This is a genomic window from Pantoea sp. EABMAA-21 (genome assembly GCF_030053335.1).
GTDB classification, from domain to species: Bacteria; Pseudomonadota; Gammaproteobacteria; order Enterobacterales; family Enterobacteriaceae; genus Pantoea; species Pantoea communis.
Map to the genome: position 1 here is coordinate 50,795 of NZ_JASGBX010000007.1, position 12,802 is coordinate 63,596.

Annotated in this window: 14 protein-coding genes and 1 pseudogene; 6 read left to right on the forward strand and 9 right to left on the reverse strand. The window is 48.1% G+C overall.

From position 1 onward, the window contains the following. Positions 1 to 79: 79 nt before the first annotated feature. The gene (locus tag QMZ65_RS12185) at positions 80 to 688 is read right to left on the reverse strand and encodes a LysE family translocator (RefSeq protein WP_097117748.1); all 609 of its coding nucleotides are present in this window, start codon (positions 686 to 688) and stop codon (positions 80 to 82) included. Positions 689 to 801: 113 nt separating this feature from the next. Here QMZ65_RS12185 and QMZ65_RS12190 point away from each other — a divergent pair, with 113 nt between their 5' ends. After that, positions 802 to 1,698: a LysR substrate-binding domain-containing protein gene (locus tag QMZ65_RS12190; protein WP_160833216.1), complete on the forward strand. Its 897-nt coding sequence runs from the start codon at positions 802 to 804 to the stop codon at positions 1,696 to 1,698. Between the two features lie 29 nt (positions 1,699 to 1,727). On the opposite strand, the gene QMZ65_RS12195 is transcribed toward QMZ65_RS12190, so the two are convergent. Next, positions 1,728 to 3,293 carry a methyl-accepting chemotaxis protein gene (locus QMZ65_RS12195; protein ID WP_211729512.1) on the reverse strand — a complete coding sequence of 522 codons (1,566 nt, stop codon included), beginning with the start codon at positions 3,291 to 3,293 and terminating at the stop codon, positions 1,728 to 1,730. Positions 3,294 to 3,702: 409 nt separating this feature from the next. After that, positions 3,703 to 4,209 (reverse strand): YciE/YciF ferroxidase family protein, encoded by a 507-nt coding sequence (locus QMZ65_RS12200; protein WP_283216054.1) that lies wholly within the window; start codon positions 4,207 to 4,209, stop codon positions 3,703 to 3,705. A 453-nt stretch (positions 4,210 to 4,662) separates the two neighbouring features. Between QMZ65_RS12200 and QMZ65_RS12205 the strand changes: the two genes are divergently transcribed. From QMZ65_RS12205 to QMZ65_RS12220, 4 genes are all read left to right on the forward strand, one after another. Then, positions 4,663 to 4,866, forward strand: a complete 204-nt coding sequence (locus QMZ65_RS12205) for a con-10 family general stress protein (protein WP_034822638.1) — start codon at positions 4,663 to 4,665, stop codon at positions 4,864 to 4,866. Positions 4,867 to 5,417: 551 nt separating this feature from the next. Next, complete coding sequence (locus tag QMZ65_RS12210) at positions 5,418 to 5,993, forward strand: TetR/AcrR family transcriptional regulator (protein ID WP_283216055.1); 576 nt, start codon at positions 5,418 to 5,420, stop codon at positions 5,991 to 5,993. 686 nt (positions 5,994 to 6,679) lie between these two features. Beyond that, on the forward strand, positions 6,680 to 7,156 hold the full coding sequence (locus QMZ65_RS12215) for a nuclear transport factor 2 family protein (RefSeq protein WP_283216056.1): 477 nt from the start codon (positions 6,680 to 6,682) through the stop codon (positions 7,154 to 7,156). 212 nt (positions 7,157 to 7,368) lie between these two features. Continuing rightward, positions 7,369 to 7,761, forward strand: coding sequence for a YgiW/YdeI family stress tolerance OB fold protein (locus QMZ65_RS12220; protein WP_283216057.1), 393 nt, complete (start codon positions 7,369 to 7,371; stop codon positions 7,759 to 7,761). A gap of 436 nt (positions 7,762 to 8,197) precedes the next feature. Here QMZ65_RS12220 and QMZ65_RS12225 read toward each other — a convergent pair whose 3' ends face one another. The 3 genes and pseudogenes from QMZ65_RS12225 to umuD form a co-directional block, all read right to left on the reverse strand. Then, complete coding sequence (locus QMZ65_RS12225) at positions 8,198 to 8,332, reverse strand: hypothetical protein (protein WP_283216058.1); 135 nt, start codon at positions 8,330 to 8,332, stop codon at positions 8,198 to 8,200. A 107-nt stretch (positions 8,333 to 8,439) separates the two neighbouring features. Beyond that, positions 8,440 to 8,520 (reverse strand): annotated as a pseudogene (locus tag QMZ65_RS25250) (Y-family DNA polymerase); the annotation flags it as partial. After that, entirely contained in the window at positions 8,520 to 8,942 is a 423-nt protein-coding gene (gene umuD / locus QMZ65_RS12230) for a translesion error-prone DNA polymerase V autoproteolytic subunit (RefSeq protein ID WP_058961188.1), read from the reverse strand. The gene umuD and the pseudogene QMZ65_RS25250, both read right to left, overlap by 1 nt. Positions 8,943 to 9,537: 595 nt before the next feature. On the opposite strand from umuD, the gene QMZ65_RS12235 reads away from it, so the two are divergent. Beyond that, the gene (locus QMZ65_RS12235) at positions 9,538 to 9,690 is read left to right on the forward strand and encodes a hypothetical protein (protein ID WP_283216059.1); all 153 of its coding nucleotides are present in this window, start codon (positions 9,538 to 9,540) and stop codon (positions 9,688 to 9,690) included. 786 nt (positions 9,691 to 10,476) lie between these two features. Here QMZ65_RS12235 and QMZ65_RS12240 read toward each other — a convergent pair. From QMZ65_RS12240 to QMZ65_RS12250, 3 genes are all read right to left on the reverse strand, one after another. Then, positions 10,477 to 10,656 carry a hypothetical protein gene (locus tag QMZ65_RS12240; protein ID WP_097117740.1) on the reverse strand — a complete coding sequence of 60 codons (180 nt, stop codon included), beginning with the start codon at positions 10,654 to 10,656 and terminating at the stop codon, positions 10,477 to 10,479. A 643-nt stretch (positions 10,657 to 11,299) separates the two neighbouring features. Next, positions 11,300 to 11,485 carry a con-10 family general stress protein gene (locus QMZ65_RS12245; protein WP_097117739.1) on the reverse strand — a complete coding sequence of 62 codons (186 nt, stop codon included), beginning with the start codon at positions 11,483 to 11,485 and terminating at the stop codon, positions 11,300 to 11,302. Positions 11,486 to 11,889: 404 nt separating this feature from the next. Beyond that, the gene (locus QMZ65_RS12250) at positions 11,890 to 12,129 is read right to left on the reverse strand and encodes a DNA polymerase V (RefSeq protein ID WP_283216060.1); all 240 of its coding nucleotides are present in this window, start codon (positions 12,127 to 12,129) and stop codon (positions 11,890 to 11,892) included. Between the last annotated feature and the right edge of the window lie 673 nt (positions 12,130 to 12,802).

The window sequence follows — 12,802 nt, forward strand, 5'->3', positions numbered from 1 at the left end:
ATTTTCCCTTTAGTCTGCTGCTCCATGCAGCCATTCGCTATGCGTTATCGGCGTTATGGGTGAAATCTTCAATACCACGCTATAACAACAATTGCCTCAGGTTGTAGAACGCTCCCGCCAGCGCGATCAGCAACAACATCAGCATTGATATCCGCTCCAGGCGCTGCTGATGTGCTCCCGGCAGCCAGCGCTTTACGGTGATGATATAAAACGCCAGCACCGCAAAATCGAAGGCCATCCACACCAGCGCCAGGGTGATCAGGCTGCTGCTCAGATCGGGCGTGATGGCGATAAACTGTGGAAACAGCGCGGCAAAAAACAGAATATCTTTTGGATTAGAGATGCCCACCACAAAGCCTTTCAGCAATCCCCCCTGTGCTGCAGGCCGGTGGGCGGTTGCACTTGTCGCAGCACGTAAGCCTCGCCATGCAATCACGCCAATAAACAGGGAACCCAGCAACCCGGCGACTTGCAAACTCAAGGGATCGAGAGAGACCAATCCCGTCAACATCAGTGCAGCCAGCGCAATCAACACCAGTGATGCCGCGTTAGTGCCCACCGCTGTGGCAAAAGCGCGGCGATAACCGTGTCGCGCGGCCGTGCCCGTGATCAGCGCCACCACCGGGCCTGGCGTCATTAACAGCAATAAAATCGCCAGCATATACGCCAGCAGCAGTGAGAGGTTCATGGTAACGACCTGAAACGTATTAGAAGGTGGCCAGTATGGTTTTTCGTTTCCACATTGAAAAACGCTTTAAAATGCCGTTGAATGTGAGTTTTACTCAATATTGAGTTTACCTTATGACGCTTCCTCCACTTTATGCGTTGCGCGCCTTTGCCAGTGCGGCGCAATTAGGGTCTTTTAGCCAGGCCGCTGCGGCACTCAACGTCACCCCTGGGGCGATTAGCCGCCACATCCGCACCCTTGAAGCGTGGTTCAATTGCCAACTGTTTATCCGTAAAGGCCCCAGGGTCGAAATCAGCGCTGCCGGTAGCGTATTAGCGGCACAATTACAGGCCGGATTTGCCTCTTTAGAGCAAGCTTGCGCCGCCTTCACGCAGCATGGTCATCAACTCCGTCTCAAGGCCCCATCGACACTGACCATGCGGTGGCTGCTGGATGCACTTCAACTCTATCGCGAGCAAAACTCAACACCTGAAGTGCAGATTACCAGCGTTTGGATGGACACCGACAACGTCGATTTTGCCCGTGAACCTTTTGACTGCGCCATCTTGTTGGGCGACGGTCATTTTGGTGCAGACACTGAGTGCCATTTGCTGTTTCAGGAGTGGTTAATTCCGATTTGCGCCCCCGCACTGGAACGACAGGCACAAAAGCAACTGGCAAGTTGTGAATTGATTCACCCCTCACACGATCGCCGCGACTGGCTGAGGTGGTCACAGGGGGCAGCTGATGCACCGGCTATCAATCTGTGGCAAGGCAAACTGTTCGATACGCTGGAACAGGGCACGATGGCGGCGATCAGTGGACACGGCGTTTCAATTGGTGACTTGCTGCTCAGCCAGGAGGCGATCAACAACGGCTTACTGGTGCTGCCATTTAACCAGCCGGTGGCGACAGGGGACGGTTATTATCTGGTGTGGCCGAAAACCCGGCCGGAAGCGCCCAACATCAAGCTATTGCTTCAATGGTTGCTTGATCAGGTGCCCGTGTTAAATAGCAAGAATTTAGAGTAATGGCGGCCTTGACGCCGCCTGTCATCTGGTTATGCGCTCTGACGCAGGGTAAACACGCTGACGCTGTTCACCATGTTTGCCGCTTGCTCGCTGAGCATGGCGGAAGCAGCCAGGGATTGCTCCACCAGCGAGGCATTTTGTTGCGTCGTGATGTCAATTTGGCTGATAGCAGTGTTGATCTGACTGATCCCATCGGCCTGTTCGGTGCTGGCCTGATTAATCTGTGACAGCACCTCCTTCATGTTCACCACGTTGTTCATCATTTCCGACATCAGTTTGTTGGCATCCGCTACCATGTCACGGCCATCAACGATGCGCGTGGAAGACTCCTCAATCAGATGGCGAATCTCATGCGATGAGGTGGCGGTTTTTTGCGCCAGCGCGCGCACTTCCTGCGCGACTACCGCAAAACCGCGACCGTGCTCCCCTGCTCGTGCCGCCTCAACAGCCGCATTGAGCGCCAGGATATTGGTCTGGAAAGCAATCGAATCAATCAGATTGATAATGTCTGCCATGCGACCGGCTGAATCATGGATCTCAGCCATTTTGGTCGACACGTTGTTCATCATGGTGGCGTTCTGCCCCACGGCGCTTTCCGCCTTTTCAGACAGATCGGCAGCAAAGTGGGTGTTATTGCGCGTGTTGCTAATGGTGGCGGTGAATTCTTCAACCGATGCTGCTGTTTGTTCAACCGAACTGGCTTGTTCTTCAGTACGCGCGGCCAAATCATGTGTACCCGACATAATTTCGCTGGCACCTCCTGAGATTTGCTCTGCGCTGATACGAATATGACTGACAATGGTCGACATTTTATCCTGCATCTGCTGAATGGCGTTTATTAACTGGCCCATTTCGTCTTTACGTTTTTCATAGAAGCTCGTACTGAGATCGCCATCAGCAACACGGCCAAGAAACGCAATAACGTTTTTTAATGGCACAGTAATGGATTGGATAATAATCCAGCCAATCAACGCAGAGAGAATAACCGCCGCAATAAATATCACCACCATTGAAATTTTAGTGGTGTGATAGGAATCCATAAAGTGTGTGTAGGAACCATTCATCTGCTGCTCTTGCAGTGCAATAAAACGCTGCACTTCAACCGTATAATCCTTTTGTTTACTCGCCAATGCTGTCAGATAATAATCCAGCGCTTTATTAGGATCCTGACTAGTGAGTTGCAAAAATTCATTACGGCCTTCTAAATAAGCTTTGCGTTTATCATCCAAAATTTTGAGATAAGCAATGGAATCGTCATCTGTTGACAGTGCATGAAGTTGACGATAAATCTCCGTAATTTGCCCGGTTGCCCCCTGAAGCTCATTCATGATGGCGCTGCGGCGCTCCGCATTGATTGGGCTGAGCAGCAAAGCCTGTCGCTGAATGGTAGTGTTAATCTCATTGATTAACTGATTGCCCAACGCAATGGTTGGGTAATCATCTTTCATCATGCCGTTGACGCCGGTTTGTGCCATAAACAGCGAATTTAAACCCAGTACCGCGACCAAAAGCAGCATACCGATATTGATGAGCGAAGAAATAATGAGTTTGCTGCGTAATTTAATATTACGTGAAAATCCTTGAACTATGTCCATTTAGAAACCTCAATGATTTTATTAGTGAGTCATGAAATCCAGGTGTTATTAAAACAAAGAAATGGAGACGCTCCGCGTTCTCATCGGCAGCATCCCTGCTGTTATCGTCAGCATGCTCACTAACCTTAATGCTTTTACTTAAATATAACTTACTCGTGCAAAACAATTCACTTCCTGTGGAATTGCGCAATTAAACAATTTGATCAGTTATATTAAATTGTTGGCAATAATAGTCACCTGAGTGATCAGTGCGCTTTACTTATTAAACTGAGTTTGTAGCGCTTGATCCTCCGTTTAGATAAACGTAGCGGCTTTTTACTGCAGTTTATGCAATTGCCGTTAACGAGCAATCATTAATAATGTTGGCTATTTTCTCTGCGGGCAGCCAGCAAGCTGCCCGCTGAAAACACTACACCGCGCTTGATGCTTCACTTTCAGCCAGCGAGTCTATCGATTGATTCGCTGCTTCAGGCAAGTCCGCAAGCAGTTTGGCCGCCATTTGCGCTTCCTGTTGCAAGATCCGCTGAAAAATGTCCGCGCCTTCACTGTCATCAGCCTGTCTGGCGGCGGCAATTAACGTGGTGTAAGTCGCAACTTTATAACTACAAAAGACATAGACGCTGACGGCCATCCGTGCGTCCTGCTCAACACGCAGCATATCGCTTGCTGCCTGCCCCACCACAGACAGGCGGCCTAATGCCTCTTTCAATGCCGACCAACTATCGTCATGGCATTTCAGAACCTCTTTCACCTGCAACTGCTGTGCGCGTGATTGCGCAAGATAATGCGCGATGTGACTCCCGATGGAAGAATCACTGTCGAGACGCTCCATCGCTTGTTTTAATAACGTTTCACCGTGCTTCTCCATCGCATGTGCATCACGTAGCCAATCCAGATAAACAAATTCCCTCGTCATTCATTCACTCCTGGTTGATGTGCTTTTAATGAACTACCTTTGGGGATGGTATGCAGTTGCTTAGCAAGCTAACCGCCTCAACGCCGTCGCTAATGGAATTATCTGGAAATAAGCGAAGCGTTAATTAACGGACTGACAATCATCTTAATTAAACGTAGCAAGTAAGCCCTTCTGCGCAAGCCAATCAACGCAGAACTGAGAGGGAGGATTAATATCACCACTTTGCCGCTTCGCTTATATTTAGCCTCACAACACTCTTTACTCAACATCTAAAGTGCGCTAACAATCATCATTCAAGTGAGTTTCATCCGCTTATAAACAAAAATCGACTTATCCTTAAACAAACAGTCCGCAAAATAATAAAACTTAAGATTAATCCTGACTTGATTATGGTAAAAACAACGCTACATTTATTTTTGCTTTATGTTGGTACAAATATAATGAGGAGAACGCATGACGGACCCTAACAAGCATCCTGAAGAGGAAGAGAAAAAGACGCAACGTCGTGGGGGCACAGGGAACTTCGCCGAGGACAAGGAGCGTGCAGCTGAAGCAGGCCGCAAAGGCGGTCAGGTAAGTGGCGGCAATTTTAAAAACGATCCGAACCGCGCCGTTGAAGCTGGCCGGAAGGGAGGAAAGATCAGCCGCCGGAAATAACACTATCAATAATTCAACATTGGGTTACGTTCGCTAGCCTTTATCACAACACTCTCCTGACGTGCATTAGCGCTTCGCTTAAATGCGAAATTCGCTACGTTAGGAGGGTTATTCCCATCGCTAACAATAAAAAATCGATCATTTCTTAATCAATCGTTCGTCATTTGCCGCTTCGCTTATCCAGAACTTTTCCTATATATATTAATGATCAATTTAGATCCCAGAATAAATAACCAAACACGAATTAACCAACATATTTGTACACGGAGATTCAAGTTGTACACCTTAGTCAAAATTAAGGTTGGTGATGATTAACTTAATTACAAAAGTGGAGGGGAACTGACCTTCTTGTCGGTGAGGGGATGAAATAGCTATTCACTATAAAGACTTTTCCCTCCCCCCTCATTCATACTGACTGGTGTCTGCAAAGCCTTCCGATCAACGTCCTTTCCTTTGGGTCCTTCCAGCTATCGCAAGAATCTAATGACTTTTTTACAGGCTCTTTGATAAAAAGCGTTGACGTGGTAGAACGATAATTCTACTTTTAACCCATGATCAAAAAAACAACTGATACACGGGATAAAATCCTTAAAACCGCCGAAGAGCTCATCTACCAGAACGGTATCCACGCTATGGGCATGGACCTTTTGGTCAAGACCTCTGGTGTCGCCAGAAAGAGTATTTACCGTCATTTCGCGAACAAGGAAGACGTGGCATCCGCCGCGTTAACAGAGCGCGACGAACGGTGGATGCAATGGTTCAGAACAGAGTCTGACAAAGGCAAGACTCCTCAGGAGCGTATCCTGAACATGTTCACTGTTCTGAAGAGCTGGTTCGAGTCCGACGGATTCCGGGGTTGCGCGTTTATCAACACGGCGGGTGAGGTTGGCGATCCTGAAGACCCTGTGCGCCAGATAGCCAAGATGCATAAACAGAAGTTGCTGGATTACGCTCTGGAGCTTACCGAACAGCTGAACGTTGAGCATCCGGAGGATTTGGCTCGACAGTTACTGATCCTGCTGGAAGGCGCGATCACCATGTCATACGTCATGGGCGACGGGAGTGCTGCCGACAACGCTCAGGACATCGCGAAACTCATGCTGGAACGAGCCTCCTCCGGGCCCTGAGGTTCGCGAACGCTTTTCCCTGCATGAAGATTTAAATGCGTTTTTGAATTCGATTTATCTTCAGACAGGCGGGACCGATAAACGGTCTCGCCTTCAATCTGTGCGCATACCCGCAGCCATCATCATACACAACAGCGATGTCACCACACCGCCTGCCCGAACGTTCGCGCCGCACATACAGTCAACAGTCAAAGTCATCTTCTGCAACGGGATAGTTAATTTTCTACGGATAACCCACAGCTCGATGGTATTTCTTCTTATCGCCGTTTGAGTATATCGGGCACTTCCCTGGCGCATTCATAAGCGACATTTTATTCCCTTACCCTTCCCTGTTCAGACCTGAAACGGGCGAATCTCAGTTAATTTAAAACCAATAAAAAACAATATCTTATTTCGATTTTAATGCCGAATATTCTCTGCTCCCGGCATTCATTTCAGAAAAAATCATTGACTAGGTAGAACGATCGTTCTACCTTTAAATCACAGACAGGACGCCGCGCGATATCAAAGGGGAATCCCTGAATTTGTTGAAAGGTCTCCTATCAGAACGGTATTGATGCCACCGATGTGAGCCTTCTGGTCAAGGCATCAAAAGTAGCGAAGTTTTTGCTGGAACAGGTCTTTCACTGAGTCCTAAGTCACGAGAACGATCTTTAGACTGAAACTAAATTTACAGGAGTTTTACCATGACTGATTCACAAGTTCGTCCACCGCTCCCGCCTTTCACATTGGAAACGGCCATCGAGAAAGTCCGTCTGGCTGAAGACGGCTGGAATAGCCGCGATGCTGCAAAAGTAGCTCTGGCTTACTCACTGGACACCAAATGGCGTAACCGCGCCGAGTTCGCCAACAATCGTGAAGAAGCGCAGAGCTTCCTCGACCGTAAATGGAAGAAAGAGCACGATTACCGCCTGATTAAGGAACTATGGGCATTTGGCGGTAACCGCATCGCCGTCCGCTACGCTTACGAATGGCACGATGACTCCGGCAATTGGTTCCGCTCCTACGGAAACGAAAACTGGGAGTTTGGCGCTGATGGCCTGATGGAGCGTCGTTTCGCCTGCATCAACGACATGCCGATTAAAGAGAGCGACCGTAAATATTTCTGGCCGCTGGGCCGTCGTCCGGACGATCATCCTGGCCTGTCAGATCTGGGGCTGTAAGTCATTTCGAGAAAACGCTCCCGCTTGGATTAAGCGGGATATCGTCGCCAAAAACGCCGATCCTGTGTTCATTCCTTACCAGAAATTTTGAGATAAGAGTTCTTATAACCAGATGCACCACGCTCAGGTTTAGATTTATTTCACACCCGTTCCGTTTACTTCCCAGGCGCTGTGCCAGGCTTACACCTGAAGACACATCAATGGAGAATGAAATGAATAAGGTCGCCTGGATTGCAGTGATGTTACCTCTGAGCGTCGGTGCATATGCCGAAACGGGAGGATATGAAGCCGGAAAGTCGCCCCCACCTCAGAATAAGGAAGATGCCGGGTATAAGGGGTCGGAAGATACGGCAGAAACACCGGTTACGCTGATCAAAGATTTTCGTCAGGGGGGCTATGTCACGCTTGAGGGCTATATCGTCAAAAAGATCAAAGGCGACACTTATCAGTTCCGTGACAGCTCAGGCACGGTCAACATCGATGCTCCGGCCAGCACTTTCAAAGGCAAAACGTACAGTGCAGAAGACAAGGTCCGCGTAAGCGGGAAAGTCTACGGTAAAGGCGAAAGCGCGCATCTCAAAGTTTCCCGTATCGACGAACCTTAAGGTGCTGTTCAGGGCCCCCGCTAAAGTCACTGCAGGGGGCCGGAATGCTTTATCTTCAAAATCCAAAGGCTAAGCGTTAACTTCATCTCCTCCCGCCCTTAGCAACTTTGCGGCATCTAATGCAAACGCCTTTACCTGCAGGTCTGATGACCCCGCAGCGATGCGTTCAAGTTCAATGATGATACTCACCCTGCTAAGCGGTACTCCTTTTGCGGCCAGTTCGACTACAGCCGATCCGATGGCACATCCAATCATTCCTGCGCGATTTGAATTCATGTCGTTCATATCAAGTAAAGAAAACGCCGGTTTGGTTTAAGTACAAAGTTAGTCGGAAAATATGAACTTTCAAATATACCTAACGTCATAACTTATATGGAGATTATCCCATGTAACGAATTTCGCCCGCCGATGCGGGCCTTTTTTTGCCCGATGAAGTTCAAACGGGTGAAGAATCCGACACGTTCAAAGCGCTCACTTCATGCGTCACCAGCCCCACAACGATCACATCCTCAAGCAAATCATCCTCAAGAAGCAGCCCGTCTTCAGTCAGGATACGGTTTGGATAAAACATCGTCACTCCATTCCAGCCTCCCCGCCACCTTTAGAAGCACGGTGCTATCGTTACCCGGCCGCCGGAGTTCATCCACAATGCAGCATCGCCCTCTTAACTCGACCAGATACCGGCTTACCACGCAGATCAGGCCTGAACACTGTCTCGCAACTGGCGTAAAAAGAGTTCACATCCACCAGGGCAAACATTAACGGCCCATCGTCTTAATGGAGTGCCGGACCACGCCGAAGATTTCAAACTGATCGGCATCGGGGATCGGGATAATGGCGTGCGCGGCGTTCATCGGTTTTAGGTGCAGGAAAGGCCGGGTCATCAGTTGCTTCACGGTGAACTCGCCGGAAATCGCGGCCACGATGATATCCCCATGCTCCGCGGTGACGGAGCTGTCCACCACCAGCATGTCGCCATCATTAATACCACCCTCAATCATCGAATCTCCGCTGACCCGGATGAAGTAGGTTGAGCTGGGATGACTGACCAGCAGATTATTAAGATCCAGCCGCTGTTCGACATAGTCCTGAGCCGGAGACGGAAAGCCACACGGAACTCTGGCAATGAAAAGCGGTAACTCCAGAATGGCGCGGATTTCCGCAGGTCTGAAAAACTCCATGATGATAGCCCTGACAAATACTGTATATATAAACAGCAATCGTAAGCAGTACAATCGATCAAGTCGGGCATGAAGACTTTTTCCAAACGCGTTGTTGGCAAAGGGGATTTAATCTGAGGTGGACATGGCATTTCAGTATGACCGGGCCGGTTGCCATAAGCGCAGGCGTTTTAGATTTGAGCATTTTTAGGCCGACATAAACCAGAAATAATCAGAAGCATTCTCTTGCCGCTTCGGTTAACTCTCTGAAATTTAGTTTATAAATCGTTAATTAATATAACTTACTGGAAATTACTGGAATTTTATCGCTTTTGTTAACACATCCTACCACACAGTAATTATTGGTCTAAGGTATGGGGGTCAGTTGTTGACTGGCAGCACAGCACACAGGATGCGTTTCATACGAGAGAGACATTCCTTAGCCACTGCTTTTTTGCCCGCCTTGAGCGGGCTTTTTTTAGCTTACCTTTCCCCTGAAACGCGCGGTTGAAAACCAACTACTCGTTCGAGTGGCGTTTAGCTGTGAGGCTGCCCGTCAATTTCCGTACCTTATTAAAAACCCCCTGACTTCGCTATACGGCTACGCTTTTGGTCTGTGAAGACCTGCACTACGCTTAATGAGCAAAATGCCTGTGCGGTAACGCTGGGATACATGCTGCGTGCTCAGTCGGTGAATTATCAGCACGGCAGTGTCGGTGATTTCAGCGATGACCAACTGGCCACCAGCCCGATGTCGTGTTTTGCCTGATACCGCTCGTTTACCTGAGGTGACTTATGGATGTTTCACCAGGATTCGTTGTTGTACTGAATATCGTGGCCATTGCGGTGTTGGCGATAGGTTTACCGAAATATCTGAACGGGTTTTAAAGCGCTTAGCCCGGCGCTTTGCAGGCCATTACACGACGTAAGTATCCATCGCTAAACCGCCGATGTCATTGAACGGTCGGTGATGAATAAGGGCGGGTTTTTCATCGTTTCAAATTCTCGTGGTCAGACAGACAGGAGATTGAACATGCGATACCTGATCATACCGGCCGTCACCACTTTACTGGTTCTGGTGATTGTGTTTCTGGTACAAACCCAGTGGGGACCCACGCCCTGGTGACTCGACGCATCAGAGCGGGCAAATAAAAAGAAAACTGAGTAGTCAGCACTCTGCATGAACCGGACTCACGTCTGGTTCATGCTTTTTTTTTGCTGGCGATGAGCCGCTAGTCCCTACCGACAGTTATCAGGATGATTGCTCAGCACCCGTTGGGATTGAACACCTTGAGAGATTACTCATCCACACAGTAGCCATCCCTGAATGTTATCTGGTGCATCTCGATCTACTTTTCCTAAATACCTGCAACTCGTTTCATGTAGCCGAAAGCAGAACCTGAAACAAGTTAAAGCACTCGGGTTGCGTTGACAGGAGAGATACGTTTCTCGCTAACGCTTGTAGGCCGTCCTGCGCGGGCATTTCAAATGGCAATGTCTCGTTTCCATACGACTCCCTCTGCCAGGGTGGAGGTATGTCGTACAGGTGTTGTCATTATTCTGCCGGGGGTTCGAGGCGATCACTGATGACATTGTACCCCTGCTCGATAAAATCATCAGGGTGAACGGGCAGACTTCGGCTTGGCTTGAACCATCCTCCCCCTTCACCATCGGCGAAGTACCAGACTTCAGGTTGAGTCTCGCCCTTCTGGACCCAATAAAAACCCTGTTCCATTTGTTCACTCCCAACGAAATTAATGTTCGTCCAGTCTCAGAAAAAACAGACAATATGTTTCGTCTACGAATAGGTGAATGATTCATGAATGAAGTACGGGAAGATGGAGGTGTCGGAAAGCGACATCAGATCAGAAGTGTCAGTCACCGCGCAATTCGGTGCGCAACAGGTTTTTGACCTTTGAGATTTCATATTTGCCCCTTGTCAGAGGGGGAATGGCCCAGGCATAGCACCGGGGAAGAGATTAAAGCATGCGCTAAAAGGACGTAAAAGGACAGGACGTTTGGGTGTTACTAAACAGAATTGTTATCTGAGCCGCTTAATAATCAGGCATCCACCAACTTATCTTACCGGTCGGTCACCTGAACGCTTTTTGTGTCTGACCTCTGGTGAATCCGTTGCTTTTACCGTGTCATCCTCTACACAGAGAATTTTAAAGAGATTTACGCAAGTACTTTGAGGTGTGCCATGGGTGGCAACAGGATCTGCACAGTAACATGTTCCGCCACTTATGTTCGGGAAAGTATCAACCAGACCAGCTAAATGTATGGATACAAAGATGGACGAGAAGATCATACTTCCTCCTGTTTATGTTTTTCAAAGCAAGGCCGGTATAACTCAACCCGGCCGGCTGTCTGGCTAATTAACTTTCCTCAGTTGCCGCTTTGCGCCTGCGGCTGATTTGTCCGCCCTTGCGACCGGCTTCAACAGCGCGATCTGGACAATTTTTGAAGTTTCCCCCGCTTGCACTTCCTCCTTTACGCCCGGCTTCACGCGCGCGGTCCGCATCCTCAGCAAAATTACCGGCCCCACCTCTTCTTGATGGCATGTATCCCCCTTATATATCAGTCGAATATTAAGCGTGCTAACGTTCCAATGAGAAATAATATGGCTCAATTTTTCGATAAAACCACATTTAAAATACATGTTTACCGCTTCGCTTGTTTCTGTTTAAAACAACGAGTTAACCGTTACGCTTATATTCAATTGCTTTTAAAAGGGAAATTTTTGAAGTTGTACAAAACCAAAACAAGCTGTACATAATTGTTGGATTTGCCTTTTTGTGACATATATCACGGTTTTAAATTTTATAATTATATTGATCTGGATTTTTCATTTATTTCAGAAAGATAGGGAAATTAATGTCTCGCTGTTCATGATTTAGTCCCATTGAAAAACTCATAATCAATTGCCTGCTACGGGGTGTACCCAATTGAGCGTGGCACACGTTGCTCAATTCCTTCCGTTCGGATTAAAGACCTGAAACATGCGTTCTTCACCCTCACTTGTCGAAATATCCCTGAACGTTGTTGTGTACATCTCGATCCATTTGTTGGCGGCGCGTAGCGAGTAGCGCCAGTTCAGGCGATCGAGTTCTTTCACAAAGTCGAGAGTGCTGACGGTGTAGCGACCAGCGGCATCGCGTTTTATCGCCTGCCTGAAGGCAATCATGATTTCATAGTCACGGGGCATATCGGTGCCCTCCCAAAACTAAACTGTATATATATACAGTAATTGCAATCTCTGAGAGTGAGCAAGTGCTTTAAGGGCGTTTTATCAGAACTCATTGGCAGTAAAAAGGATTTACTTTTCCGGCTTCGCTTTCATATGTGGACAGATGTGACCAGGCTTTGTAAGCAACGCTGGGTTGCCTGATTTCTGGAAAGGAATGTTATGAAGAGTTTTTTAGGTGGAATTTTTATCGTTGCAAGTCTGATGACTCTGGCAGGCTGTCAAGAACCCGGTCCTGCAGTAGGGCCGGATGGCCGTCCTCACGCACCAAGCCAGCAATCCGTGCCCGGAGGTCCTCAGGGCCAGGGTCCCATCGGTCAGCCACAGTCATAAAAAAGTCCGGCCGGTGTGCCGGACTGTATTAACTAAGTAACGACATCAACTGTTCAAATTAATGAAATCCACTTCCTTCCCTGTATTATCTCCTCCCACACATTCTATGTCGAATTAAGTCATTTAAGTGAACAACCATTCATTTAACTTGTCCTGCGTCTCTCATGAAAGAGACTTAACTAATTATCCTCATTTTTATTTTACGCCAAGATAAACAATGCCACTCAATCAAGGGGTAAGTTTTTATCCTATTAGTTGTAGAGGGGTGTGAATGGGTCGGCAGGTTTTTTGAATCAGTTTG

Coding starts and splice junctions, on each gene's coding strand:
- QMZ65_RS12185 (WP_097117748.1), bottom strand. CDS start 688: ATGAACCTCTCACTGCTGCTGGCGTATATGCTGGCGATTTTATTGCTG.
- QMZ65_RS12190 (WP_160833216.1), top strand. CDS start 802: ATGACGCTTCCTCCACTTTATGCGTTGCGCGCCTTTGCCAGTGCGGCG.
- QMZ65_RS12195 (WP_211729512.1), bottom strand. CDS start 3,293: ATGGACATAGTTCAAGGATTTTCACGTAATATTAAATTACGCAGCAAA.
- QMZ65_RS12200 (WP_283216054.1), bottom strand. CDS start 4,209: ATGACGAGGGAATTTGTTTATCTGGATTGGCTACGTGATGCACATGCG.
- QMZ65_RS12205 (WP_034822638.1), top strand. CDS start 4,663: ATGACGGACCCTAACAAGCATCCTGAAGAGGAAGAGAAAAAGACGCAA.
- QMZ65_RS12210 (WP_283216055.1), top strand. CDS start 5,418: ATGATCAAAAAAACAACTGATACACGGGATAAAATCCTTAAAACCGCC.
- QMZ65_RS12215 (WP_283216056.1), top strand. CDS start 6,680: ATGACTGATTCACAAGTTCGTCCACCGCTCCCGCCTTTCACATTGGAA.
- QMZ65_RS12220 (WP_283216057.1), top strand. CDS start 7,369: ATGAATAAGGTCGCCTGGATTGCAGTGATGTTACCTCTGAGCGTCGGT.
- QMZ65_RS12225 (WP_283216058.1), bottom strand. CDS start 8,332: ATGTTTTATCCAAACCGTATCCTGACTGAAGACGGGCTGCTTCTTGAG.
- umuD (WP_058961188.1), bottom strand. CDS start 8,942: ATGGAGTTTTTCAGACCTGCGGAAATCCGCGCCATTCTGGAGTTACCG.
- QMZ65_RS12240 (WP_097117740.1), bottom strand. CDS start 10,656: ATGGAACAGGGTTTTTATTGGGTCCAGAAGGGCGAGACTCAACCTGAA.
- QMZ65_RS12245 (WP_097117739.1), bottom strand. CDS start 11,485: ATGCCATCAAGAAGAGGTGGGGCCGGTAATTTTGCTGAGGATGCGGAC.
- QMZ65_RS12250 (WP_283216060.1), bottom strand. CDS start 12,129: ATGCCCCGTGACTATGAAATCATGATTGCCTTCAGGCAGGCGATAAAA.